The following is a 1325-nucleotide window of genomic DNA, read 5'->3' on the forward strand; positions in this document are numbered from 1 at the left end:
CGCCGTAGCCGTCAAAATACTGTACTAGACCACGTAATCGACCATGCAGTGGGAAGCTATAATTGAGTTCGACGGCGCCTTTGTGGGTGCTGGTGTTGGCGCGAATAATACTAGCTACTTGATAGTTATCGCGCTTGTATACTGCAGTGAGTTCAAAGTGGCCGTAGTAGTCCTCGATATCGGGGTTATCGTCGCCTTTGGCGGGTGGCGGCGTTGATGGATCTCCATCATCCTCTTTCGCGTCTTCAGGTAATCGATACCATGGTTGAAGATACAAAGCCCAGCCATTCGTAGCATAACCAAGACCGACAAAAGCGCGATTCCAACTTCTGCTCAGTAACTGGCTTCGCCCATTACTTTCATGCTCAATGCCTGTTCTAAAAAAGAATGCTCCGTCGATGTCATCTATATAAAACGGCGTTTGATAGAAGATTTCTGGTCGATAGTTTGTTTCACGGAAGGGTGCAGAGATATTACTGTTATATGCTTGCCAAAATGACTTCGAAGTGAAACCAAAATAAATACCATCGCCGTCATTAAATAAGCGATCTTCAAGTAAGGGCACTTTGAAACTGATTTGTAGTTTTATTTCATTGTGTTGAAATGGTTGTTCATCTCGATAAGTACCAGCTGCTATCCAGGGTTCGTTGTTTGGGGATTCTTGATGGCTTATTGGCAGAATATAGTTTCGCCTATGCGGGGTAATGACAAAGGAGAGTTTGTCAGTTTGTTGTTGCTGTATAAATCGTTCTGGAACATCTCTATGTTTAGTGTATTCGGGCTGTTCATCTTCGCTAATAGTTTCTTCGGCAAAGCTATTAAACGAAAGCAGGGAAGAAGCTAATAAAAAAGGCAGTAAGACAGATATTCTGGCGATTAAAGTCATGGTGTAAGCGATAGTTGTTAGTTATTGCGACTTAGTAAAGCACAACAATTAAAAACAGCCCATTGAATTAGGGGCTAAAAAGTTTAAATTTTGCTTACTTTCTTTCAGCTATCGCGCCTTTGCCTACACCCTCGTATGCTTTCACGAGATAGTGGTTGTTTGGATGTTTCGCGAGGCACTGGTCTGCAATGTACGCAGCGATTAGTTCAACGGTACTATCGGTGTCGATGATATGAACACGTTTAGATGGTAGGGTTAGTTTGAAGCGACCCTGTTGCGCGGTGTAACAGAAACTCGTGTGTTCTTTGCCATTGATATCGAGAACTTTCTTTACGTCCTCTTTTGTGCCGATATAAATGTTTCGGAAGCACGCACTCCAGTAATCTTCTAATTCAGAACTGCGTTTGTGATTCTCAAATATCTCAATTTTAGAACGATG

General features: G+C 42.6%; 1 protein-coding gene and 1 pseudogene. Both read right to left on the reverse strand.

Annotated elements, in window-relative coordinates; translation table 11 throughout:
• Window positions 1-886, reverse strand: an 886-nt coding sequence (locus tag A3762_RS24555) for a phospholipase A (protein ID WP_068758080.1), incomplete at its 3' end; no start/stop codon positions are given.
• A gap of 94 nt (window positions 887-980) precedes the next feature.
• Window positions 981-1325, reverse strand: a pseudogene (locus A3762_RS28040) (6-pyruvoyl tetrahydropterin reductase); the annotation flags it as partial.

It is taken from the genome of Oleiphilus sp. HI0125 (assembly GCF_001635355.1).